Consider the following 21,647-nt stretch of genomic DNA (forward strand, 5'->3'; position numbering starts at 1 on the left):
CCCTAGCGAGCACCGCATCCCCCGCAGTGCGCCGGATCGACGACCCTAAAGCGTGCGCTCGCGGCTCTCGACCTCGAAGGTCTCGACGATATCGCCCGCCTTGACGTCCGAGGACCCCTCGATGGTGATACCGCATTCGAGGCCGGCACGGACTTCGGGGACGTCGTCCTTGAAGCGCCGCAGCGAGGCGATCGAGCCGTTGTAGATGATGACGTCGTCGCGCATGACGCGGGCCCGGAGCGCCTTGCGGATGATGCCCTCGGTGACGCGGATACCCGCCGCTTTGCCGGTCTTGCCGGCCTGGAAGACATCGAGAACCAGCGCGCGGCCGACGACATTCTCCAGCATCTCGGGTCCGAGCTGCCCGGCCATCGCCGCCTTCACGTCGTCGATCAGCGCGTAGATGACGTCGTAGTATTTGAACTCGACGCCGTCGCGCTGGGCGATCTCGCGAGCCTTGGCGTTGGCGCGGACATTGAAGCCGATGATCGGCGCGCCGCTGGCCTTGGCCAGCGTCACGTCGGATTCGGTGATGCCACCAACGCCGGCGAGCAGGACCTTGGCCTTGATGAGGTCGGTCGAGATCTTGTTGATCGCGCCGGCAATCGCCTCGACGGTGCCCTGGGTGTCGCCCTTGATGACCACCGGATACTGCTCGACCTTGGCGGCACGCAAATTGGTGAACATCTCCTCGAGCGTCGGCATCGTCGACTTGGTGCGCTCGGCAGTGTCGACGCCGGTGCGGTAGCTCGCGACTTCACGCGCGCGTGCCTCGGACTCGACGACCGCGAACGGATCGCCGGCACCGGGTACGCCCGACAGGCCGAGAATTTCGACCGGGACCGTCGGGCCCGCGGTCTTGATCTGCTTGCCCTGGTCGTCGAGCAGCGCGCGAACCTTGCCCCACTCCGAACCGACGACGAAGATGTCTCCGGTCTTGAGCGTGCCGCGGTTGACGAGCACCGTCGCCAGCGGGCCCCGGCCCTTGTCGAGACGTGCCTCGATGACGGTGCCCTCGGCTTCGCGGTCGGGGTTTGCCTTCAACTCGAGCACTTCGGCCTGCAGCAGGATCTTCTCGATCAGCAGGTCGAGGTTGGTCTTCATGGTCGCGGAGACTTCGACGTCCTGTACGTCGCCGCCCATTTCCTCGACCTGGACATCGTACTGGAGCAGCGCGGTGCGGATGCGCTGGGCGTCAGCGCCGGCCTTGTCCATCTTGTTGATCGCGACGATCATCGGCACGCCCGCCGCCTTGGTGTGGGCGATCGCCTCGATGGTTTGCGGCATGATGCCGTCGTCCCAAGCCACCACCAGCACGACGATGTCGGTGATGTCGGCACCACGCGCGCGCATCGCGGTGAAGGCCTCGTGGCCCGGCGTGTCGAGGAAGGTAATCTTCTCGCCGCCCTTGGTGGTGATCTGGTAGGCGCCGATGTGCTGGGTAATGCCGCCGGCCTCGCCCTTGACGACGTTGGTACCGCGCAGCGCGTCGAGCAGCGAGGTCTTGCCGTGGTCGACGTGGCCCATGATGGTCACGACCGGCGGACGCGGCAGCAGGTGATCGTCGATGTCCTGGACCGCGACCGCGAGGTCGACGTCCGAATCGCTGACCCGCACGATGTTGTGGCCGAACTCGATCAGCACCAGCTCCGCGGTGTCCTGGTCGATCTCGTCGGTCGCCGCCGACGGCACGCCGAGGCGGGCCAGCGTGCGGGTGATGTTGTTGGTCCGCTCGGCCATGCGGTTCGCCAGGTCGGAAACGGTGATCGTCTCGGGCACGATGATGTCGCGGACCTGCTTGGCCGTGCGCCCGACCGAGCCGCGCTCCTTTTCGCGGGCACGCTTCAGGGCCGCGAGGCTCCGCTGGCGGGTCGAATCCTCGCCCTCGAGTGCGGCCTTGACGCTGAGGCGGCCCTGGCGGCGATCGTCGCGCGCACCAAGGCGACCGGCAGGACGCAGCGCACCAGGCTTGCCGGGGCGGCGCTCCTCGTCGTCGATGATCGGGGTGATCGAGCCGGGCAGGCGACCCGACGGGGCGGCCTTCTCCTCGGCGGGGCGCGAAGCGGCCTCGGCCTCGGCCTTCTTCTTGTCCTCGAGCCGCATCTTCTCGAGTTCGACGGCCTCGTACTTGGCCGCCTCCTCGCGGACGCGGGCTTCCTCGGCGAGGCGCATGCGGTCCTCGTCGGCCTGACGCAGCAGCGCCGCCTGGCGCTCCTGGCGGGTCAGCATATCGGGCACGGCCTGCGCCTGGGTCGGCATGACGCGGCGCTCGCCTGGACGCGGCGTGGCGCGCGCCGAACGGATGGGGGCAGCCGGAGTCGCAACCGGAGCGGGGGCCGGTGTCGGGGCGGGAGCCGCTGCAGGGGCCGCAGCGACGGGAGCGGGAGCCGGGGTGGCAACCGGAGCAGGGGGAGCCACGACCGGCGCGGGCTCGGGAGCCTTGGCAACGGGAACCGGGCGCTCGACGGGCGTGAACATCACCGGCGGCGGCACCGGTCGAGCTGTGGTGTCGGCGGGCAGCGGGCGCGCCTCCACGACCGGTGCCGGGGCGGGCGTCGGGGCGGGAGCGGGGGCCGCCACCGCAGCAGGCGCGGCTACGGGTGCCGCGACTGGTGCGGGCTGGGGCGCCTCGACAGGCGCGGGTGCCGAGACCTCGACGATCGGATCGCCGGGGCGGTGCAGCACGCGCTGCCGCTTGACCTCGACCACCACCTGCTTGGTGCGGCCGTGGCTGAAGCTCTGCTTGACCTTGCCGACCTCGACGGTCTTTCCGAGACCGAGGGGGGCGCGCATGCCGAGCTTGGGCTTGTTGTCGTCACTCATGCTTGAACCTGAAACCCTATCGTATCCGCCGGTGGAGTGTCCTCCGGCGCGTCTATCGTCCTGTCGCCCAGGTCTTTCGTCCTGTCGCCGAGCCCGGTGAATGCAAGCCACCGCTCGACCGCCGCCGTCACGCGCGCCGCCGCCGCAGAGTCGCAGACGGCGGCATGTACAACATTTTCGCGACCCAAGGCCAACGACAATCGCTCGCGCGAGATCGGCAGCACGATGGTGGCGACGCCTCGCGCCTTGCGCCGCAATTTCTCGGTGCCGTCGGCAGCCGCATCGTTGGCGTGAAGGAGGAGGCGGGCGCGGCCGGCGGTGAGCGCATCACCGATCCGTTCTCCACCCCAGATAAGGGTCCCGGCCTTGTTCGCCAACCCCATGGTGTCGAGGGCGCGGCGTTCGAGCCCGGTGTCGATGCGTTCGATCAGGTCGTCGGGGACGCTGATCTGCGAGGTCTTGAAGGCCCGGATAAGCGCGCCCCTCAGCTTGCCCTTGGCGAGCGCCTTGGCGATCAATTCCCGGTCGGGCGTCACCCACGCGCCGCGACCCGGCGCCCGCGCCCCCAGGTCGGGAGCGACGGCACCGTCGGCGTCGAGCGCCAGGCGGATCAGGTCCGCGCGCTCGCCATGCTCGCCGCTGATGATGCAGCGACGTTCGGCAGCCGCCTTCGCCGCCGTTACGCTGGCAACGGGGGCGGTGGCCGGGGCGATAGTGCCCTTGTCGGTTACGACTTCGGCGGGCTCATTCTGGTCCATCCGCAGGAGCGACCTCCTGCGTTTCGGCAGTGGCTTCGGCCGGGGCTGCCTCGTCGTCGAACCAGTGGGCGCGGGCCGCCATGATGATGCGGTTGCCGACCTCGTCGCCGAGCTTGAAGGTCTTCAAGATGCCGGTGCGGACGTCGACCAGCTCGTCGGTCGCGAGGTCGCCGAGGTCGTCGAGCGTCTTGACGCCCTTCTGCCCCAGCACGACCAGCATGGCCTCGGTCAGCCCCTCGATGGCGGCGAGGTCGTCGCTGACACCCAGGTCGGTGCGCTCGGCCTTGGCCTTGGCTTCGCGGCGGTCGAGAGCCTCGGTGGCGCGGCTTTGCAGCTCGGTCGCGAGGTCGTCGTCGAAGCCCTCGATGCCGGCGAGTTCGGGAAGCTCGACATAGGCGACCTCCTCGAGCTGGCTGAAGCCCTCGGCGACGAGCAGCTGGGCCAGCGTCTCGTCGACGTCGAGTTCGGTCTGGAACATCTCCGAACGCTCGACGAATTCCTTCTGGCGGCGCTCGCTCTCGTCGGCCTCGGTCATGATGTCGATCTGGCGACCGGTCAGCTGCGAGGCGAGGCGAACGTTCTGCCCGCGACGGCCGATGGCGAGGCTGAGCTGGTCGTCGGGGACAACAACATCGATACGATTGTCTTCTTCGTCCATAACCACCTTGGCGACCTCGGCGGGCTGCAAGGCATTGACAACAAAGGTCGCGACGTCGGGGGACCACGGGATGATGTCGATCTTCTCGCCCTGCAGCTCCTGTACGACGGCCTGCACGCGGCTGCCCTTCATGCCGACGCAGGCGCCGACCGGGTCAATGCTCGAATCCTTGCTGATGACGCCGATCTTGGCGCGGCTGCCGGGGTCGCGGGCAACCGCCTTGATCTCGATGATGCCGTCGTAGATTTCCGGCACTTCCTGCGCGAACAGCTTCTTCATGAAGTCGGGCGCGGCGCGGCTGAGGAAGATCTGCGGGCCGCGGGCTTCGCGGCGGACGCTGAGGATCAGCGAGCGGACGCGGTCGCCGGGGCGGAGGACTTCGCGCGGGATCTGCTGATCGCGGCGGATGACGCCCTCGGCCTTGCCCAGGTCGACGACGACGTGACCGAACTCGGCGCGCTTGACGAGGCCGGTGATGATCTCGCCCTGGCGGTCCTTGTATTCCTCGTACTGGCGGTCGCGCTCGGCGTCGCGGACCTTCTGGACGATGACCTGCTTCGCAGCCATCGCGGCGATGCGCCCGAACTCGATCGGGGGCAGCGGGTCGATGATGTAGTCGCCGATGACCGCGTCGGACTTAAGCTTGAGACCGTCGGCGACCGAGACCTGCTTGAAGAAATCCTCGGGCTCCTCGACGACCTCGAGGACGCGCCACAGCCGCAGGTCACCCGATTTCGGGTCCAACTTCGCACGGATGTCGTTCTCGACACCGTAGCGCGAGCGCGCGGCGCGCTGGATCGCTTCCTCCATCGCCTCGATGACGATCATCCGGTCGATCAGCTTCTCGCGCGCCACGGCGTCGGCGATGGCGATCAGCTCGGCGCGGTTGGCGGTGACGCTCGGGGTCGGCGGGGTGGCCATGTTACTCAGTCCCTATCGCTGTCTGGATAATTGTCGTTGGCCGAGAGGACGGTGCTGCCCTCGACATCATCGGGCATGTCGTCGTCGTTCTCGGATTCGAGGATGTCGTCGGCACCGGCCATGTCGAGCGGCCGGGTCGCGTTGATCAGGCGATTGGTCAGCACCAGCTTCGCACCGTCGATGCTCGCCAGCGGCACCGTCACCGCGGCACCGCCGGGCGGCTCGATGATGACGGCCTCGCCGACCATCGCGCCGATCTTGCCGTGCAGGTTTTTGCGGCCGTCCGCCCGGGTCGACAGCTTGATGCGAACGTCGTGCCCGACCCAGCGCGTCCAGTCGTGCGGCCGCGTCAGCGGGCGGTCGATGCCCGGCGACGACACTTCGAGCGCATACTCGCCCTCGATCGGGTCGGCCACGTCGAGCACGTCCGACAGGCGGCGGCTCAGCTCGGCGCAGCGGTCGATGACAAGCTGCCCGGTGACCGGGTCCTCGGCCATCACCTGCAGCGTCATCGAGCCCTTGCCGCCCTTCAACTGCACGCGCACCAGCGCCAGTCCCATGTCGACGACGACAGGTTCGATCAGCGCGGTCAGGATGGCGACGTCGGTCAAATTGAAAAGCACCTTTAGCGGCGGCCGGGACACCCCGACCGACCTTACACCGGTATGACCATGTGGAAGATGACGGCGATATAGTCCCGCCCGGCCGGACTCGCAAGCCGGTTAGCGTGCGACGACTGCCCGGCTCACCCGACGCTGCGCAATGTCCGCTCGACGATGTCGGGCTCGCGCTCGATCATGGCGAGCAAGATCCGTGCCGCCCGCTCCGGCTGCCGTCGCCCCTGCTCCCAGTCGCGCACCGCGCCGACGCTGAAGCCGTAGTGCGCGGCAAAGCCCTGCTGCGTACGCTTGGTCTTGCGCCGCACGGCGCGCACATCGACGGTCGGCGGCGGGTAGTGGGTTACGTAGCCCTCTCGCGCCCCGTTCATGTACGCCTTGGCCTCGGCGAGGCCCTGCATGATCGACTCGAAATCGGGGTGGGTCATCGCCTAGCTCCTTTCGATACGGGCCGCGGCTGTCATCGCCGCGATCTCTGGCTTGCTGAAATTATCTGTGTTGCCTTTGGAGATCAGACCGATGAGCAACACCGGCAAGGCTTCGCCCACAAAGACTGTCATTACCCGGTAGCCGCCGGACTTGCCCTTGCCCCGGCCCGCGATCCGCCGCTTATACAGGCCACCGCCGAGCGGCACTCCGCCGGATGGATCGGTAGCGACCGCGTCGACGATCAGCTTGCGGTCCTCCTCACTAACACCGGCGCGGGCCGCAGCCCGCAGGAACTCCGGCATCTCCACAACGGTGTGCATTAGTTTTGAGAGTACGGCATTGCCGTCGTTCGCGTCAACTGCGCCCCAACGGATGCTTCTCGTTCACCAGTTCGACGAGCGCCTTGGTCTGCACGTGCGTGTAGATCTGGGTCGTCGCGATATCGGCGTGGCCGAGCAGGGTCTGCAGAGTGCGGAGGTCGGCACCGCCCTCCAGCATGTGGGTGGCGAAGGCGTGACGCAGGACGTGTGGGCTGAGCCGGGCGGGCGGGATACCGGCTTCGGCCGCCAGGGCTTTTACCAGCTGGAACAGGCGGATGCGCGACAGGTGGCTCGCGCCGCTCGGGAACAGGTATTTGGCGTCCGCGTGGACATTGGCGGCGTGTGCGGCGACGGCGGCTTCGGCGCGGCTGCCGATCGGGACGAGGCGCTGCTTGCCGCCCTTGCCGGTCAGGGTCGCGTGGCCACGGCCGGCGCGGATGGCGTGGCGGGGCAGGCCGACGAGTTCGGTGGCGCGCAGGCCGGAGCCGTAGAGCAACTCGATCAGCGCGACGAGGCGCAGCGTCGCCGGGTTCGGGTCGGCGGCGAGCTTCTCGTCGAGGACCGCGAACAACCGCGCGACGTCGCCCTCGGCGAGGCTCTTGGGCAGTGGCCGCGCCGGGGCGGGCGCCGCGAGGCCGAGCGCGGGGTCGTCGGGGCGGTGGCCCTCGGCGACGAGGAAGGCGAAGAAGCTGCGCAGCGCCGAGCCCTTGCGGGCGACGGTGGCGCGGGCGAGGCTGCTCCAGCCGGCGAACAGCCGGGTCAGGTCGGCGGGCGTCGCGGCGGCGAGGCCACCCGCGAGGTCGTCGCTGGCCAGCCGCAGGTCGCGCTCATAGGCGAGGATGGTGTTGGTCGCTGCGCCCTGCTCGGCCGCCAGCATGTCGAGGAACAGCGCGGTGGCGCGGCTGTCGCTGAGCGCGGAGGAGCGGTCGTGGGCCAAGCGGCGACCGTACACGACTCGAGTCGCGTCAGCGATAGTCCTCGAGGTCGGCGATGCGGTCCTCGTAGACCCGCGCGATGCAGGCCTCGCTGCCGCAGCGCTGGCGCCGGTTGAGGAAGTCGACGCGGCTGTCCTCGAGAGCATCGCGGATGTGCGGGTCGGCGCCGTCGCGGACGGTGACGAACAGCGCCGCGGTCTCGCGGTCGAGCGCGGCGAGCGCGTCGCTGGCGCAGATCATGCGGTTCACCTGCGAGGTGGCGCGACGGCAGTTGAAACTCGGGTTGCTGAAGCGCCGAGGCGCAGCGTTCTCGGCGAATCCATCGTCGCGCGCCGCTGTTCGCACCGCTGACGACGGCCCGACTGCGGCGAAGGCGACCGACGGGTCGACGCGCTCCGCCGCCGCGATGATCGCCGCAACGATCGGCGTCGTGCCTTCGAGGATCGAGACGAGCGACCTGCCATCGGCGGTCCGCTCGACGCGGTAGGTCACCGACACCGGTTCTGCGGTGCCGACACCCGCCGCCGCGAGGCTGAGCCAGCCGCTACAACGGAAGCTCGCGCCATCGGCGGTCCCGGTGTCCGGGGCGCCGGTGACGCTCAGCGACACCAGTTCGGCGACCCGGTCGCTGCGGCCGCCGCCGCCGCCGGCACGCGCCTTCTCGGCGACCAGCGCGCGCAGCCGGGCGATCGTCTCGGGACGGGCGCACTGGAGCGCCGCGTTCGAATCGGCGAGTGGTGCGGGCCCGGCTGGGGCGGCGGCGGCGCGCCGCACAGTCGGGGCGACGGCGGCGACCGCGGGCTTGCCGGACCCTGCGCCGACGCGGGGCGGGGCGGTCACCCACAATGCCAGCGCGATCACCGCGGCCAGCGCTGCCCCTGCAGCAAAGGGCCACCAGCCGATGCGGCGCGGTTTCCGGTAGCCGGGCCGCGGGATTGCGGCCGCCGGGCGCACGGCATCGCCGGCACGGAGGACGAACTCGTCGTTGGGGCGCGCCGCGTCACGGGTTCGGACGTCGGGTGCATCCGAAGGCGGCTGGGGCGGTAGTGCTTTTGCCCCGGCCGCGCGCTCGCGGAGCTGCTGGATGAACCACGGCTCCGGGGGCGGCACCTGGGCGTTGCCGACAACCGTGTCGCGAAACCTGGGATCGTCGGGATCGGAACCGCTCACGAACTTAAAATGTCGGAGTAAGCCACTGGTTGCAATACTCTCCGAAGAGTTAGCGGTGGATGCGCGCCATCAACGGCGTTGTCACCGAAACGATTGTCCGGCACAGCGGCATCGGGTGGCGGGGGCCTGGACATGGCGGGCGAGACGATCGGCGCGGCGATGGTCCGGACCGGAGGGCGGTCGAGCGGCTTCGACTATCTGCGGCTCGGCCTGTCGGTCGCCGTGCTGGCCTGGCACGCCTTCCGGATCAGCTATTTCGACTTCCCCTGGGACGGCTGGTACCGGCCGCTCGTGGCGCTGATCCTGCCGATGTTCTTCGCGCTCAGTGGCTTACTGGTCAGCGGCAGCCTGGTCCGGGTCCGCAGCTACCATGAGTTCGTGCTGCTGCGGGTCGTCCGCATCGTGCCGGCGCTGGCGGTCGAGGTGGTGCTTTCGGCGGTCGTCATCGGCACCGTCTTCACCACACTGCCGCTCGACCGCTATCTCGCGAGCCCCGAATTCCTGCATTATTTCCGTAACATATACGGCGATGTCCACTTCGACCTGCCCGGCGTGTTCCGCGATCATCCGATGACGGCGGTCAATGGCTCGCTGTGGACGATCCCTTTCGAGCTGATGTGCTATCTCGCCATCCTGGCGTTGTGGGCGGGCGGACTGGTCAAGCGCCCGCTGCTGATGCTGGGCGTCGCCTGCCTGTTCCAGATGGCTTTGCCGTTCATGGCGCAGAGCATCGGGAGTACCCCCGATACCGCCGGCCCGGTGCCGGGCGGCGTGCTGGTGGTGTCGTTCGTGTGCGGTGCCGTGCTGTTTTTCCTGCGTGACCGGGTCCGCCTCGACGCCGGCTGGGCCGTCGCTGCCTTGCTGATGAGCCTCACGCTGCTGTCGTTCGGCGCGATGACCTTCGTCGTCGCGCTGCCTGCGGCCTATGTGACGATTTACCTGGGGCTGCTCGATCCGCCGCGCCCCGCGTTGCTGACCCGGGGCGACTATTCCTACGGGCTGTACCTCTATGCGTTTCCGGTCCAGCAGGCGATCACGTCGCTGCTGCCCGGCGAGCGGCACTGGTGGCTGAACATCCCGCTGACGCTGGTCGTCGCGGGCGGCTGCGCGGTGTTTTCGTGGCACTTCGTCGAGAAGCCGATCCTCGGCCAGCGGCAGCGCATCATCGGTTTCGGCGACTGGATTGCCAGCGTGATCCGGACGACCGTCGGTCGCAAGCCGCGGGTCCGCGCGACTTAGCGACCGACGCGTTCAATCAGCGCCATCGCGGCGGCCGGGGCACGGACCTTGGCGCCCGAGATGAAGAAGACGAAGACGTCGCGCTTCGCCTCGCCCTCCCAGTGCCGCGCGACTTGCGCCCAGCCGTCGAGGGCCTCGGCGGTGTAGCCGGTGTCGCAATCCTCGGCGCATTGCTGGAGGCGGGCGTAGGCGAAGTCGGCGGTCGGTTCGTCGGCGGCATCGAGCGGGGTCGGGTATTTGGCCGCGTGGGCGAACACCGCCGCGCAATTATGGTCGCGCGCGAGGGCAAGGAACGCCGGGTCGCGAAAGCTCTCGTGGCGGACTTCCAGCGCGTGCCGAAGGGGATAGTCGCCGAGCTTCGCGGGCAGCAGGCCGATGAAGGCCGCCATGTCCTCGCGGTCGAACTGCTTGGTCCCGGCGAACTGCCACAGGATCGGGCCGAGCTTGTCGCCGAGCCGGTCCATGCCGGTCGTAAAGAACCGCGCGATCGATTCGCCTGCCTCGCCGAGCACGCGGCGATTGACCGCGAAGCGCGGCCCCTTGAGGCTGAAGCGGAAGTCTTCGGGGGTCTCGTCGTGCCACTTCTGGAAACTGGCGGGCTTCTGGCTGCCGTAGAAGGTGCCATTGATCTCGATCGCGGTCAGGTGCGCGCTGGCGTGCTTGAGCTCGTCCGCCTGCCGCAGGCCCTTCGGGTAGAACACCCCGCGCCACGGCTCATAGGTCCAGCCACCGACGCCGACGCGGATCACGACACGTAACTCGCCTCGGTCTTCGAGCGCAACTCGTCCGCGGTCACGCCCGGGGCGATTTCGACCAGCTTGAACGGGGCGCCCTTGCGGTCGGCGCGCTCGAAGACGGCGAGGTCGGTGATGATGACGTCGACCACGCCAGCACCGGTCAGCGGCAAGGTGCAGGATTTGCGGAACTTCGCGCCGCCGGCCTTGTCGTTGTGGTCCATCAGCACGACGATGCGCCGCGCCCCCGCGACCAGGTCCATCGCGCCGCCCATGCCCTTGACCAATTTGCCCGGCACCATCCAGTTGGCGATGTCGCCGTTCTCCGCGACCTCCATCGCGCCGAGGATGCTCAGGTCCATGTGGCCGCCGCGGATCATCGCGAAGCTGTCGGCCGAACTGAAATAGCTGGTGCGGCGGAGTTCGGTGATGGTCTGCTTGCCGGCGTTGACGAGGTCGGCGTCCTCGTCGCCCGCGAACGGGAACGGCCCCATGCCGAGCATGCCGTTTTCCGACTGCAGCGTGATGTCGATGCCCGGCGCGACGTGGTTCGCGACGAGGGTCGGCATGCCGATGCCGAGGTTGACGTAGAACCCGTCCTTCAGTTCGACCGCGGCGCGCGCCGCCATCTGGTCGCGGCTCCAGCCGGGCTTGCCGGCCATCAACCCGGCTCCCTGACGGCGACCTGTTCAAGCTTGGCGAAATCGTCGCGGAGGTCGCCCATCACGCCGGCGAGAATCATCTGCAGGGCTGCTTCCGGAGGCATGCCGGTGTTGTCCGCGTATGCCTGCGCCGCGTGGCGCATGGTGTCGACCATCAGGTGGCCGAAGTTCTCGGGCCCCTCGAGCGCCCAGGCGGCGATCCAGACGTGACTGCCGGCGCCGTTGTTGATCCAGACGCGCGCGATCTCCCACGAATCGTCGGTCAGCTGGCCCTCGTGGTTGAGCTTGATCGCGTTGAGTGGCTCGTCCATCAGGCTGTCTCTCTCTGGCGCACGGTGCGCTGTTCGATGCGCTTCTCGAAGTCCGCGCCTTCGAAGAAGCGCTGGATGTAGACGCCCGGCGTGTGGATGCCGTCGGGGTCGAGGCTGCCGGCCTCGACGATATGCTCGACCTCGGCGACCGTGACGCGGCCGGCGGTGGCGGCATTCGGGTTAAAATTGCGGGCGGTCTTGCGGTAGACGAGGTTGCCGTAGGGGTCGGCCTGGTACGCGTGGACGATCGCCAGGTCGGCGACGATGCCGCGCTCGAGAATGTAGGTCTCGCCGTCGAAGTCCTTGTGTTCCTTGCCCTCCGCGATCAGCGTGCCGACGCCGGTGCGGGTGTAGAAGCCCGGGATGCCCGCCCCGCCGGCGCGGATGCGCTCGGCCAGCGTGCCCTGCGGCGCGAATTCCAGCTCGAGCTCGCCGCTGAGGTACTGGCGCTCGAACTCCTTGTTCTCGCCGACGTAGGACGCGATCATCTTCTTCACTTGCCGCCTCTCGAGCAGCACGCCGAGGCCGAAGCCGTCGACGCCGGCGTTATTCGACACCACGGTCAGGTCCTTGACCCCGGAGGCGGCGATCGCGGTGATCAGCTTCTCCGGGATGCCGCACAGCCCGAAGCCGCCGGAGACGATCGTCATGCCGTCGTGGAGGAGCCCGTCGAGGGCGGCGGCGGCGTCGGGAAATTGCTTGGCCATGGAGCGCTCGCTAGCTTGCGCGGGCGCGCCTGTCACCCCACAAGGCGGCGATGCGCATGATCCTCGCCCGCCACGCCGAGACCGTCTACAATGCCGGAGCGCGGATGCAGGGGCATCTGCCGCACACGCCGCTGACCCGCGCGGGCGTCGCTCAAGCCGAGGCGATGGGCGCGGCGCTGGCGGCGATCATCGGGCGCGATCCCGACCTCGACATCTGGGCCTCGCCGGCGGGCCGCACGATGCAGACCGTCGCCATCGTTGCCGAGCACCTCGGGCGCGATTTCTTCGCCGTCCGCACCGACGACCGCCTGCTGGAGATCGACGTCGGCGACTGGCAGGGGCGGAAATATGCCGACATCGTCGCGGAGATCGGCCCGATCGTGTCGGCGGAGCGCGGCATCTTCAACGTCCGGCCGCCCAATGGCGAATGGTATCCCGACATCGCCGCCCGCTTGCAGGGCTGGCTGGCGGACCTCGACCCGGCGCGCGACGTGCTGGTCGTCAGCCACGGCATCACGCTGCGGGTGCTGCGCGGGCTGCTCGCGGGCGGCACCGAATACGAGGGCGTCGTCCTCGCCGAGGATGCGCCGCAGGGTACGGTGTTCGTGATCCAGGACGGGATCCAGTCGGTCCTCCACGTCGGCGACGGCCACCAGGGCGCGCGCGCAGTCTAGCGCCGCGCTGGCGTCGGCGCGCGACCGTTGTATACGGCCGTTGTATACGGCGGCATATCGCGCCCACCGTCCGGAGATTTCATGCAACGCTGCCTGACGCTCCGCCGGTCGCTCCCTAGCGAGCGTTCGCCATGTCGACCGTGATCCTGACCACCGTCGAGCTGGCGGCGGTGACCACCCTATTGCTGCTGCTGATCGCGACGCCGCTGGCGTGGTGGCTGGCGCGGTCGCGCCTGTGGTCGAAGGAGATCATCGGTGCGCTCGCGGCGCTGCCGCTGGTGCTGCCGCCGACGGTGATCGGCTTCTACGTGCTGATCGCGCTCGGCCCCGACAGCCCGCTGATGAGCCTGCTGCATCCGTTCGGGGTGCGGACGCTGGCCTTCACCTTCACCGGGCTGGTCATCGGCTCGATCTTCTACTCGCTGCCGTTCGCGGTGCAGCCGCTCCGGACCGCGTTCGAGGCGGTCGGCGAGCGGCCGCTGGAGATCGCCGCGACCATGGGCGCCGGGCGGCTCGACCGGTTCCTGACCGTGGCCGTCCCACTGTCGCGTCGCGGCTTCGTCTCGGCGGCGATCCTGGTGTTCGCCCACACCATCGGCGAATTCGGCGTGGTCCTGATGATCGGCGGTGCGATCCCGGGCCGTACCGAGGTGCTGTCGACGCGCATCTACAGCCTCGTCGAGAGCCTGCAGTTCGGGGCCGCGCACGTCATCGCCGGGGGGCTGGTGGTGTTCGCATTCGCCGCGTTGCTGGCGCTGCTCCTCGTCGAGCGGCGCATCGGCGGGGTGCGGCTATGACGCTGAAGGTGGCGCTGCAGGGCGCGCGCGGCGCGTTCGCCCTCGACGTCGCCTTCGAGGTGCCGGCGGACGGGGTGACGGCGTTGGTCGGGCGCTCGGGGTCGGGCAAGACCAGCGTGCTCCGCGCCGTCGCCGGGCTCGACCGCCACCGCGGCACGGTCTCGTTCAATGGCGCGGTCTGGCAGGATGCCCGCAGCTTCGTGCCGCCCGAGCGCCGGCACGTCGGCTTCGTGCCGCAGGGCATCGGCCTGCTGCCGCACCTCAGCGTCGCCGCGAACCTCGCCTACGCCGCGAAGCGCGCCCCTGCCGGGCCGTTCGGGCGCGCCGACGTCGTCGCCCGCACCGGCATCGGCGCACTGCTTAACCGGCGCCCGATCACCTTGTCAGGAGGCGAGGCCCAGCGCGCCTCGCTCGCCCGCGCGCTGCTCGGGCAGCCGCGCCTCCTCCTGCTCGACGAGCCGCTGAGCGGGGTCGACACCGAGGGCCGCGCCGAACTGCTGGCGGCGCTCGAAATGCTGCTGCGCGGGCTCGGGGTGCCGGTGGTGATGGTCACACACGACCTCGCCGAGGCCGAGCGGCTGGCCGACCGCACGGTCCAGATGAGCCTAGGGCGCGTCGTCGCCTGAGGCGAAGCGACCGTAACGGGAACGTATCGTCGCCCCAGCCGTCCTGTTCCTGCGGCAATACCGGCCGCCGCCACAGGAGACCCCTCGTCGCCACGCCCAGTCCAGGCCGCCGCTCGTCCTCGCTGCCGCTTGCCGCGCGGATCGCCGCAATCGTCGTGGCGATGCTGGTCGTCCTGGCCGTCGTCGTGGCGGCGTTCCCGCTCGGCATCCTGCGTGGGCCGCTCGCACGGGCGCTGTCGGCGTCGCTGGGGCGTCCGGTTGTCATCGGCGGCCTGGAGCGCGTCGACAGCTTTTCGTTCGAGCCGGTGGTGCGCCTGACCGGGGTTCGTGTCGCGCAGCCGGACTGGGCCGGGCGGGGCGACATGGCAGTCGTCGACAGCGTGCGGCTGCGCTTCGCGGCGCTCTCGCTGCTGCGCGGCAAGCTGGTGCCGATCGACCTCGACATCGACGGGCTGAAGCTCGAACTCGTCCGCGACGGCAATGGTCGCACCAACTGGGAGGGCGACGAGAAGGCCGGCGATGACAGGGCCGCGTCGACGCCCCCGCAGCTCCGTCACCTCCGCATTGCCGGATCGAGCCTGCATCTCGCCGATGCAAAGCGCCACGTCGTGCTGAGCGCCAGCATCGCTGCCGATGCCGCGCACGGCGTTGTGATTACCGGCTCGGGCACCCTGCGCGGCCAGCCGGTGCAAATGCAGGTCGTCGCCGGCAAGCTCGACCAGATCGACCCCGCCGCGCCCTACCCGTTCCGCGTCGCGCTCCAGTCCGACCTGGTGCGGCTCGACGGCAGCGGCACCATGGACCATGTCCTCGACACCGGGCACTTCACGGCCACGGTGAGGTCGAGCGGCAAGGACCTCAAATACCTCGACGACGTCATCCAGGCCGGGGTTCCCGCGACCCAGGACTACGCCCTCGTCGCCCGTGTGCGCCACGAGAACCCCGACTGGATCGTCACCGGCCTTGGCGGCACCATCGGCCAGTCCGACCTCGCGGGCTCGCTGACGGTGCGCAAGCGCGACGGGCGCAGCGTCCTCGACGGGCGCATCGCCTCCAACCGGTTCAATTTCGACGACCTGTCGTCCGACGAGCAACAGGCCCGCGCGGCAGCCGAGGAAAAGCGCACCGGCAAGCGCATCCTGCCCAACACCGCGATCCATTTCGAGAAGCTGGCGCGCACCGACGGTGTCATCCACTTCGACGCCAGGAAGCTCGTCATGAAGGGCAAGAGCCCGTTCGTCGGGCTGCACGCGACGCTGACGATGGACCACCGGCTGCTGACCGTGAAGCCGGTGGAGGCGACCCTGGTCCACGGCACGCTGGGCGGGGTGCTGGTCGTCGACCACCGCAGCGGCGACCCCAAGTTGACGGTGACGCTCGATCTCAACGGCGGCCGGATCGAGGACATCTTCACCGAGGCGAAGTACGCCACCGCGCCGCTCGACGGGCGCATCCGGCTGCACGGCACCGGGCGCAGCGTCCGCGAGGCGCTGGGCCGCGGCGACGGCACGATCGGGCTGGTGTCGCGCGGCGGCGCGATGCGGCTCAGCGTCGCGACGCTCGGCGCCGGCGATGTCGTCCGTGGCGCGCGCATCGCGCTGTCGAAGGATCGCGACGCCATGACCCCGATCCGCTGCGTCATCGGGCGCTTCACGGCGCGCGGCGGGCAGGTCACGGCGGGCGACCTCGTTCTCGACACGGAGGTCATGCGCGCCGGCGGCAGCGGCACCGTCGACCTCGGCACCGAGGGCATCGCGCTGACCCTCGCCGGCCGCTCCAAGAACCCCGACATCATCCAGTCGACGGTGCCGATCCACGTCGGCGGGACGCTGGCGCTGCCGACCTTCGACGTCGTGCCCGTCGACCGCTCGCCGCCGAAGAAAAGCCTGCTCGGCCGCATCGGCGAGGTCATCAAGAGCCTCAAGACCCGCGGCGACGCAGGCCGCGCCGAAGCCGTCCCCGACGCGCCGTGCGACGCGCTCGCCGCGGCGGCGCTGCGCTAGCCTCAGCGGACCAGCGGCTCGGCATCGATACTTCGACCCGCCGGCAACCTCGCCGCTTACCCCGCCCCTCAGCTGTCATCCCCGCTAAGGCGGGGACCCATGAACACCGGCTGCTGCAACGATGCCCAACCCTCCGCCCTGCACCCCAAACCCGGTGTTCAGGGGTGACCGCCTGCGCGGGGATGACAATGTTGGTTCCAGCCAGCACAGCTCGCGATGACCCAGCGACGATCGAAACTGTCCTACACGGATCCGATCTGGTACAAGATGGTCAAGCCGCACCAGCTAAACAGGTAATTTCTGAACCGCCGGAAAGTGACGTGCTCGCATTCGGAAAGTCTTCGAGGGTGTAAACTCTGACAACTCTCGTTCATATTGGAGGCGAAACCCGAACCGTCGCTGCGACTTCCCCAGGCGTCGTTTCGCGATCGTTCAACGGAATGGCGGCTCGGCGAACGCGCGCAATTTCCGTGAGTGCAGGCGCGGGCCCTCGGCGCGGAGCAATTTGACCGCCTCGATGCCGATCTGGAGGTGCTCGCTGATCGCGCCCTCGTAGAAGCGGTTGGCCTGGCCGGGCAGCTTGATCTCGCCGTGCAGCGGCTTGTCGGAGACGCACAGGAGCGTGCCGTAGGGGACCCGGAAGCGGTAGCCTTGCGCGGCGATGGTGGCGCTCTCCATGTCGACCGCGACGGCGCGGCTCTGGTTGAAGCGCAGCGCCGAGCGGCTGAAGCGCAGCTCCCAGTTGCGGTCGTCGGTGGTGACCACGGTGCCGGTGCGGAGGCGGGGCTTCAGGGTGTCGCCGTGCGCGCCGGTGACGGCTTCGGCAGCTTCCTGCAGCGCCAGCTGGACCTCGGCGATGGCGGGGACCGGGATCTCCGGGGGCAGCACGTCGTCGAGGACGTGGTCGTCGCGGAGGTAGGCGTGGGCGAGGACATAGTCGCCGATCGCCTGGCTCGGCCGCAGCCCGCCGCAGTGGCCGATCATCAGCCATGCCTCGGGGCGGAGCACGGCGAGGTGGTCGCAGATCGTCTTGGCGTTGGCCGGGCCGACGCCGATGTTGACCAGCGTGATGCCGGCGCGGCCCGGCGCGGTCAGGTGATAGGCGGGCATCTGGTGTCGCCGCCACGCGCCGTCGGCGATGGCGCGGGCGGGGTCGGGGCCGACGCCGTCCGGCTCGCGCCCGATCACCGCGCCGCCGCTGCACGACAGCGTCTCGTAGGGGCTGTCGGTACCGAGCTGCGCGCACCCCCAGCGCACGAACTCGTCGACGTAGCGGTGGTAATTCGTCAGCAGGATGTACTGCTGGAAGTCGCCCGCCGGGGTGCCGCTGTAGTGCTTGAGGCGCGCCAGGCTGAAGTCGGTGCGCGGCGCGTCGAACAGCGCCAGCGGGCGAATCTCGGACAGCGATCCGTCCCACAGCCCGTCGGGCAACTCGTCGCCGATGTGGCTGAGGTCGGTGGTCGGGAAGTGCTGGGCCAGCGTCTGCGCGGCGGCGGCATCGAGGCGCAGGTCGTCGGCCCCGTCGAGGACATAGGGGTAGGGGATCTCGACGTTCGAGCGCCCGACCTCGATCTCGACGTCATAGTCGGCGGACAGCAGGTCGAGCTGGTCGATCAGATAGTCGCGGAACAGCTCTGGGTGGGTGATGGTCGTCGCATACTGGCCGCGCACCGTGAGGCGGGCATAGGCCCGGATCATCCGGGGCGCGCCGCCGCCCGCATAGCTCAGCCGCAATTCGGGGTAGGCGAAGTCGCCGAGCGTGCGCTGGCCGGGGTCTGGCGGGGTGCCGGTCTCGATGTAATTCCGCAGCGCGGTCCGCAGCGCCTCGGTCGCGGCGTGATGGATGGCGGTCAGGCGGTCGACGATCTCAGCGCTTGCGGTCATGCACGCGTATAGCCGCAGTCAGGTGACGCGGCAAAGTCGGCGCGCTAGACAGCTCCTCATGCAATTCGACCTCACCGACGACCAGCGCGAAATCCAGGAGGTGGCGCGGCGCTTCACCGCCGACCGCATCACGCCGTTTGCGGCGCACTGGGACGAGCACCACGTCTTCCCGCGCGAGACCATCCAGGAGGCCGCGGCCCTCGGCTTCGGCGCGATCTACGTGAGCGAGGAGCAGGGCGGCATCGGCCTCGGGCGGATGGAGGCGGCGCTGATCATGGAGGCGATGGCCTATGGCTGCCCGAGCACCTCCGCCTTCATCTCGATCCACAACATGGCGTCGTGGATGATCGACGGCTTCGGCGCCGACGCGGTCAAGGCCAAGTACCTGCCCAGCCTGGTGCCGATGGAGCGCATCGCCAGCTACTGCCTGACCGAGCCCGGCTCCGGCTCGGACGCGGCGGCGCTCAAGACTCGCGCGGTCAAGGACGGCGGCGACTACGTCGTCTCCGGCTCCAAGGCGTTCATCTCGGGCGGCGGCGTCAACGAAGTCTACGTCGTGATGGTCCGCACCGGCGAGCCCGGCCCGCGCGGTATCTCGTGCCTGGTCATCGAGAAGGACATGCCCGGCGTCAGCTTCGGTGCGCCGGAACGCAAGCTCGGCTGGCACTCGCAGCCGACCGCGCAGGTCAATTTCGACGAGGTTCGCGTGCCCGCCGAGAACCTGGTCGGCGTCGAGGGCGAGGGCTTCAAGATCGCGATGGCGGGCCTCGACGGCGGCCGCCTCAATATCGGCGCGTGCTCATTGGGCGGGGGCCAGCGCTGCCTCGACGAGGCCATCGCCTACACCCGTGGCCGCACCCAGTTCGGCAAGGCGATCGCCGACTTCCAGGCGACCCAGTTCAAGCTGGCGGACATGGAGACCGACCTGCAGGCAGCGCGCACGCTGCTCTACGCCGCTGCCGCCCGCGTCGGCGAAGGCAAGCCCGACAAGACGCGCTTCGCCGCCATGGCCAAGCGCCTCGCCACCGACACCGGCATGACCATCGCCGACCATGCGCTGCAGCTCCACGGCGGCTACGGCTACCTGATGGACTACCCGGTCGAGCGCTTCTACCGCGACCTCCGCGTCCACCAGATCCTCGAAGGCACCAACGAGATCATGCGGGTGATCATCGCGCGGGAACTGATGCGCGAGACGAACTAGCGCCCATTGCGCTCGGTCGCGCGGCGCAGCAGTGTGCCCCCGTTCTTACTGGGGGTCCGTAAATGCGCCGAATGATGCTTGCGTCGTTGCTTGCCACCGTTGCGTCGATCGCCACCGCGGCACCGACGCCCAAGGAGCAGCTGATGACGCCGCCGGCGGGGGCGCGCCACTACGTGGTCAGCTCGAGCGCCGGCAAGCACGGCGACAACTGGTCATGGACCATGCCGGACGGGAGCGTCGCCTACCGCATGTCGTTGAACATGCGCGGCTGGATCACCGAAGTCGACGAGGTGGTGAGGATTGGCAAGGACCGGCGGACGACAGCGGTCACGGTCCGCGGCTTCACCGATAACGGCGATGCGACCGAGGTCTTCAGCGTCGACACCGGCGGCGTCGCCCGTTGGCAGACCGTCGTCGACTCCGGCTCCGCGCCCTCCGGCGGCCGGTACTACAGCACCTACGGCGGCGCGTGGCTGGCGGGCGAGCTCGACGTCGATGCGCTGGTCGCGGCAGGCGACAAGGGCCTCGACCTGCTGCCGACGGGCCATGCCAGTATCGCCATCGGATCGCCGGTGCAGGTTACCGGGCCGCAAGGCGCCAAGACCGTCAAGCTCGCCTTCATCAGCGGCTGGGGCTTTTCGCCCTCGCCGGTGTGGCTCGACAGCGACAACCGCTTCTTCGGCAATGCCGGCACCGTCTCGCTGCTGCCCGATGGCTATGAGGGCAACAACCTCAGGCTGAAGGACATCCAGGACAAGGCGACCGCCGACATGGTGCGCGATGTAGCGCACCGGTTCCTGAGTCCGGCCAACCGCACCCCGACGCTGGTCGACCACGCGCTGATGTTCGACTCGGTCGCGGGGAGCTACCTGCCGGACCGTGCCGTCCTGATCGTCGACGGCAAGGTCAAGGCGGTCGGTGCGGGCGGATCGATCAAGGTGCCCGCCGGGACGACGGTCATCGATGGACGCGGCAAGACCCTGACACCCGGCCTGTGGGACTCGCACCGGCACGTCGGCGGCGACGACTGGAACCTGTTGCAGAACGTCGCGACCGGCATGACCAACTACCGCAGCCCGGGGTCGGAGATCGACGACGCGCTGAGCCTCTACAAGCGCCGCGCCGCCGGCGACCTGCTCGCCCCCGACGGCAAGATCTCGGTGATCATTGACCAGAAGGGGCCGCTTGCGGCGAACGGCGGGCTGACCGTTACGTCGGCGGCTGAAACGGTTGCCGCGGTCGACAAGATCAAGGCGGCGGGCCTGTGGGGTGCCAAGTTCTACACCTCGATGAATCCGGCGTGGATCGCCCCCGGTGCCGCCGAGGCGCACAAGCTCGGCCTCCATGTGCACGGCCACGTGCCCGCCGGGATGCGCCCGCTCGACGCGGTGCGCGCCGGCTATGACGAGATCACCCACATCAACTTCATCATGATGCAGGCGATGCCGCAGGCGGTGGTCGACAAGGACAACACCGCGGCGCGGCTGGAGGGCCCGGCCAAGTACGGCAAGGACGTCGACCTCGACTCACCCGCGATGAAGGCGTTCTATGCCGAGCTGGGCCAGCGCAAGACCATCATCGACCCGACGCTGACCGTGTGGGAGCCGCTGATGACCTCCGACGGCAGCGCCATCGCCCCCGAATATGCAGCGTTCGCCGCGGTCTCGCCGCCCGCGGTTACCCGCAGCTGGAAGACCGGCGGCTACCCGCTGTTCGAGAACGTCACCCGCGACGATTTCCGCAAGAGCTTCGCCAAGATGATCGGGCTGGTCGGCAAGCTGCACGACGCGGGCGTGCCCATCGTCGCCGGCACCGACGGCTACGGCCTGGAGCTGGTCCGCGAGCTCGAACTGTACCAGCAGGCGGGCCTCAGCAACGTCGAGGCGCTGCAGACCGCGACGATCATCCCGGCCCGGATGACCGGCATGGACGACCGCACCGGCTCGATCGCGCCCGGCAAGACCGCGGACATCATCCTGGTCGACGGCGATGTGTCCAAAGACCTCGGCAACCTCCGCCATGTCGAGACCGTGTTCCTCGACGGCTACCGCCTCGACGGCGCGGCGCTGCGGCAGGCGAGCGGGCTTTCGGGGATGCCGAAGTAGGCGAGGGTTCGCTGCGTTGTGACGAGTCCGCTACCGGGTGTCGCCGTTGGCGCCCCCAAAACGGTCACTC

20 protein-coding genes are annotated in these 21,647 nt (G+C 69.2%); 7 read left to right on the plus strand and 13 right to left on the minus strand.

Annotated features, from left to right (window positions below; all coding sequences use genetic code 11):
* Nucleotides 1–45: 45 nt before the first annotated feature.
* From infB to KX816_00150, 8 genes are all read right to left on the minus strand, one after another.
* The gene (infB, locus tag KX816_00115; GenBank protein ID QXQ06535.1) at nt 46–2,823 is read right to left on the minus strand and encodes a translation initiation factor IF-2; all 2,778 of its coding nucleotides are present in this window, start codon (nt 2,821–2,823) and stop codon (nt 46–48) included.
* Nucleotides 2,820–3,581, minus strand: coding sequence for a DUF448 domain-containing protein (locus KX816_00120; protein QXQ06536.1), 762 nt, complete (start codon nt 3,579–3,581; stop codon nt 2,820–2,822). Before KX816_00120 ends, infB begins: the two co-directional genes overlap by 4 nt.
* Entirely contained in the window at nt 3,568–5,160 is a 1,593-nt protein-coding gene (nusA, locus tag KX816_00125) for a transcription termination factor NusA (protein QXQ06537.1), read from the minus strand. The genes KX816_00120 and nusA overlap by 14 nt, the downstream gene beginning before the upstream one ends.
* A gap of 5 nt (nt 5,161–5,165) precedes the next feature.
* Complete coding sequence (locus tag KX816_00130) at nt 5,166–5,771, minus strand: ribosome maturation factor (GenBank protein ID QXQ06538.1); 606 nt, start codon at nt 5,769–5,771, stop codon at nt 5,166–5,168.
* A gap of 134 nt (nt 5,772–5,905) precedes the next feature.
* A complete protein-coding gene (locus tag KX816_00135) occupies nt 5,906–6,205 on the minus strand; it encodes a transcriptional regulator (protein ID QXQ06539.1) in 300 nt (99 codons plus the stop codon).
* Nucleotides 6,206–6,208: 3 nt separating this feature from the next.
* Nucleotides 6,209–6,526, minus strand: a complete 318-nt coding sequence (locus KX816_00140) for a type II toxin-antitoxin system RelE/ParE family toxin (protein ID QXQ06540.1) — start codon at nt 6,524–6,526, stop codon at nt 6,209–6,211.
* Nucleotides 6,527–6,560: 34 nt separating this feature from the next.
* Complete coding sequence (locus KX816_00145; protein ID QXQ08313.1) at nt 6,561–7,403, minus strand: tyrosine-type recombinase/integrase; 843 nt, start codon at nt 7,401–7,403, stop codon at nt 6,561–6,563.
* Between the two features lie 88 nt (nt 7,404–7,491).
* The gene (locus KX816_00150) at nt 7,492–8,631 is read right to left on the minus strand and encodes a hypothetical protein (protein QXQ06541.1); all 1,140 of its coding nucleotides are present in this window, start codon (nt 8,629–8,631) and stop codon (nt 7,492–7,494) included.
* 132 nt (nt 8,632–8,763) lie between these two features.
* On the opposite strand from KX816_00150, the gene KX816_00155 reads away from it, so the two are divergent.
* Nucleotides 8,764–9,870, plus strand: coding sequence for an acyltransferase (locus KX816_00155; GenBank protein QXQ06542.1), 1,107 nt, complete (start codon nt 8,764–8,766; stop codon nt 9,868–9,870).
* Here KX816_00155 and KX816_00160 read toward each other — a convergent pair.
* From KX816_00160 to KX816_00175, 4 genes are read right to left on the minus strand one after another with little or no spacing between them, the layout of a single operon-like run.
* On the minus strand, nt 9,867–10,619 hold the full coding sequence (locus tag KX816_00160; GenBank protein ID QXQ06543.1) for a DUF72 domain-containing protein: 753 nt from the start codon (nt 10,617–10,619) through the stop codon (nt 9,867–9,869). The genes KX816_00155 and KX816_00160 overlap by 4 nt on opposite strands.
* On the minus strand, nt 10,616–11,266 hold the full coding sequence (locus tag KX816_00165) for a 3-oxoacid CoA-transferase subunit B (protein ID QXQ06544.1): 651 nt from the start codon (nt 11,264–11,266) through the stop codon (nt 10,616–10,618). The genes KX816_00160 and KX816_00165 overlap by 4 nt, the downstream gene beginning before the upstream one ends.
* Nucleotides 11,266–11,577 (minus strand): DUF5076 domain-containing protein, encoded by a 312-nt coding sequence (locus KX816_00170; GenBank protein ID QXQ06545.1) that lies wholly within the window; start codon nt 11,575–11,577, stop codon nt 11,266–11,268. Before KX816_00170 ends, KX816_00165 begins: the two co-directional genes overlap by 1 nt.
* Nucleotides 11,577–12,284, minus strand: coding sequence for a CoA transferase subunit A (locus KX816_00175; GenBank protein ID QXQ06546.1), 708 nt, complete (start codon nt 12,282–12,284; stop codon nt 11,577–11,579). Before KX816_00175 ends, KX816_00170 begins: the two co-directional genes overlap by 1 nt.
* 50 nt (nt 12,285–12,334) lie before the next feature.
* On the opposite strand from KX816_00175, the gene KX816_00180 reads away from it, so the two are divergent.
* The 4 genes from KX816_00180 to KX816_00195 all read left to right on the plus strand — a co-directional run bounded on the left by KX816_00180 (nt 12,335) and on the right by KX816_00195 (nt 16,384).
* On the plus strand, nt 12,335–12,958 hold the full coding sequence (locus KX816_00180) for a phosphoglycerate mutase family protein (protein ID QXQ06547.1): 624 nt from the start codon (nt 12,335–12,337) through the stop codon (nt 12,956–12,958).
* A gap of 131 nt (nt 12,959–13,089) precedes the next feature.
* On the plus strand, nt 13,090–13,755 hold the full coding sequence (gene modB / locus KX816_00185) for a molybdate ABC transporter permease subunit (GenBank protein ID QXQ06548.1): 666 nt from the start codon (nt 13,090–13,092) through the stop codon (nt 13,753–13,755).
* Complete coding sequence (locus KX816_00190; protein QXQ06549.1) at nt 13,752–14,381, plus strand: ATP-binding cassette domain-containing protein; 630 nt, start codon at nt 13,752–13,754, stop codon at nt 14,379–14,381. The genes modB and KX816_00190 overlap by 4 nt, the downstream gene beginning before the upstream one ends.
* Nucleotides 14,382–14,542: 161 nt before the next feature.
* Nucleotides 14,543–16,384, plus strand: a complete 1,842-nt coding sequence (locus tag KX816_00195; GenBank protein QXQ06550.1) for an AsmA family protein — start codon at nt 14,543–14,545, stop codon at nt 16,382–16,384.
* 432 nt (nt 16,385–16,816) lie between these two features.
* Here the strand turns inward: KX816_00195 and KX816_00200 are convergent, their stop codons facing one another.
* Nucleotides 16,817–18,268: an AMP nucleosidase gene (locus KX816_00200; GenBank protein ID QXQ06551.1), complete on the minus strand. Its 1,452-nt coding sequence runs from the start codon at nt 18,266–18,268 to the stop codon at nt 16,817–16,819.
* Here KX816_00200 and KX816_00205 point away from each other — a divergent pair.
* Together KX816_00205 and KX816_00210 are read left to right on the plus strand one after the other, a co-directional pair.
* Nucleotides 18,267–19,472, plus strand: coding sequence for an acyl-CoA dehydrogenase family protein (locus KX816_00205; protein ID QXQ06552.1), 1,206 nt, complete (start codon nt 18,267–18,269; stop codon nt 19,470–19,472). The genes KX816_00200 and KX816_00205 overlap by 2 nt on opposite strands.
* A 62-nt stretch (nt 19,473–19,534) precedes the next feature.
* A complete protein-coding gene (locus tag KX816_00210) occupies nt 19,535–21,577 on the plus strand; it encodes an amidohydrolase family protein (GenBank protein ID QXQ06553.1) in 2,043 nt (680 codons plus the stop codon).
* Nucleotides 21,578–21,647 lie beyond the last annotated feature (70 nt).

It is taken from the genome of Sphingosinicellaceae bacterium, assembly GCA_019285715.1.
GTDB lineage: Bacteria > Pseudomonadota > Alphaproteobacteria > Sphingomonadales > Sphingomonadaceae > Glacieibacterium.

Excerpts from the sequence above, each read along its gene's own strand:
- KX816_00155 (QXQ06542.1), top strand. The coding sequence starts at position 8,764 with ATGGCGGGCGAGACGATCGGCGCGGCGATGGTCCGGACCGGAGGGCGG.
- KX816_00195 (QXQ06550.1), top strand. The coding sequence starts at position 14,543 with ATGCTGGTCGTCCTGGCCGTCGTCGTGGCGGCGTTCCCGCTCGGCATC.
- KX816_00170 (QXQ06545.1), bottom strand. The coding sequence starts at position 11,577 with ATGGACGAGCCACTCAACGCGATCAAGCTCAACCACGAGGGCCAGCTG.
- KX816_00205 (QXQ06552.1), top strand. The coding sequence starts at position 18,267 with ATGCACGCGTATAGCCGCAGTCAGGTGACGCGGCAAAGTCGGCGCGCT.
- KX816_00120 (QXQ06536.1), bottom strand. The coding sequence starts at position 3,581 with ATGGACCAGAATGAGCCCGCCGAAGTCGTAACCGACAAGGGCACTATC.
- KX816_00180 (QXQ06547.1), top strand. The coding sequence starts at position 12,335 with ATGCGCATGATCCTCGCCCGCCACGCCGAGACCGTCTACAATGCCGGA.
- modB (QXQ06548.1), top strand. The coding sequence starts at position 13,090 with ATGTCGACCGTGATCCTGACCACCGTCGAGCTGGCGGCGGTGACCACC.
- nusA (QXQ06537.1), bottom strand. The coding sequence starts at position 5,160 with ATGGCCACCCCGCCGACCCCGAGCGTCACCGCCAACCGCGCCGAGCTG.
- KX816_00190 (QXQ06549.1), top strand. The coding sequence starts at position 13,752 with ATGACGCTGAAGGTGGCGCTGCAGGGCGCGCGCGGCGCGTTCGCCCTC.
- KX816_00135 (QXQ06539.1), bottom strand. The coding sequence starts at position 6,205 with ATGACCCACCCCGATTTCGAGTCGATCATGCAGGGCCTCGCCGAGGCC.
- KX816_00200 (QXQ06551.1), bottom strand. The coding sequence starts at position 18,268 with ATGACCGCAAGCGCTGAGATCGTCGACCGCCTGACCGCCATCCATCAC.
- KX816_00140 (QXQ06540.1), bottom strand. The coding sequence starts at position 6,526 with ATGCACACCGTTGTGGAGATGCCGGAGTTCCTGCGGGCTGCGGCCCGC.
- infB (QXQ06535.1), bottom strand. The coding sequence starts at position 2,823 with ATGAGTGACGACAACAAGCCCAAGCTCGGCATGCGCGCCCCCCTCGGT.
- KX816_00165 (QXQ06544.1), bottom strand. The coding sequence starts at position 11,266 with ATGGCCGGCAAGCCCGGCTGGAGCCGCGACCAGATGGCGGCGCGCGCC.
- KX816_00145 (QXQ08313.1), bottom strand. The coding sequence starts at position 7,403 with ATGCTGGCGGCCGAGCAGGGCGCAGCGACCAACACCATCCTCGCCTAT.
- KX816_00210 (QXQ06553.1), top strand. The coding sequence starts at position 19,535 with ATGCGCCGAATGATGCTTGCGTCGTTGCTTGCCACCGTTGCGTCGATC.
- KX816_00175 (QXQ06546.1), bottom strand. The coding sequence starts at position 12,284 with ATGGCCAAGCAATTTCCCGACGCCGCCGCCGCCCTCGACGGGCTCCTC.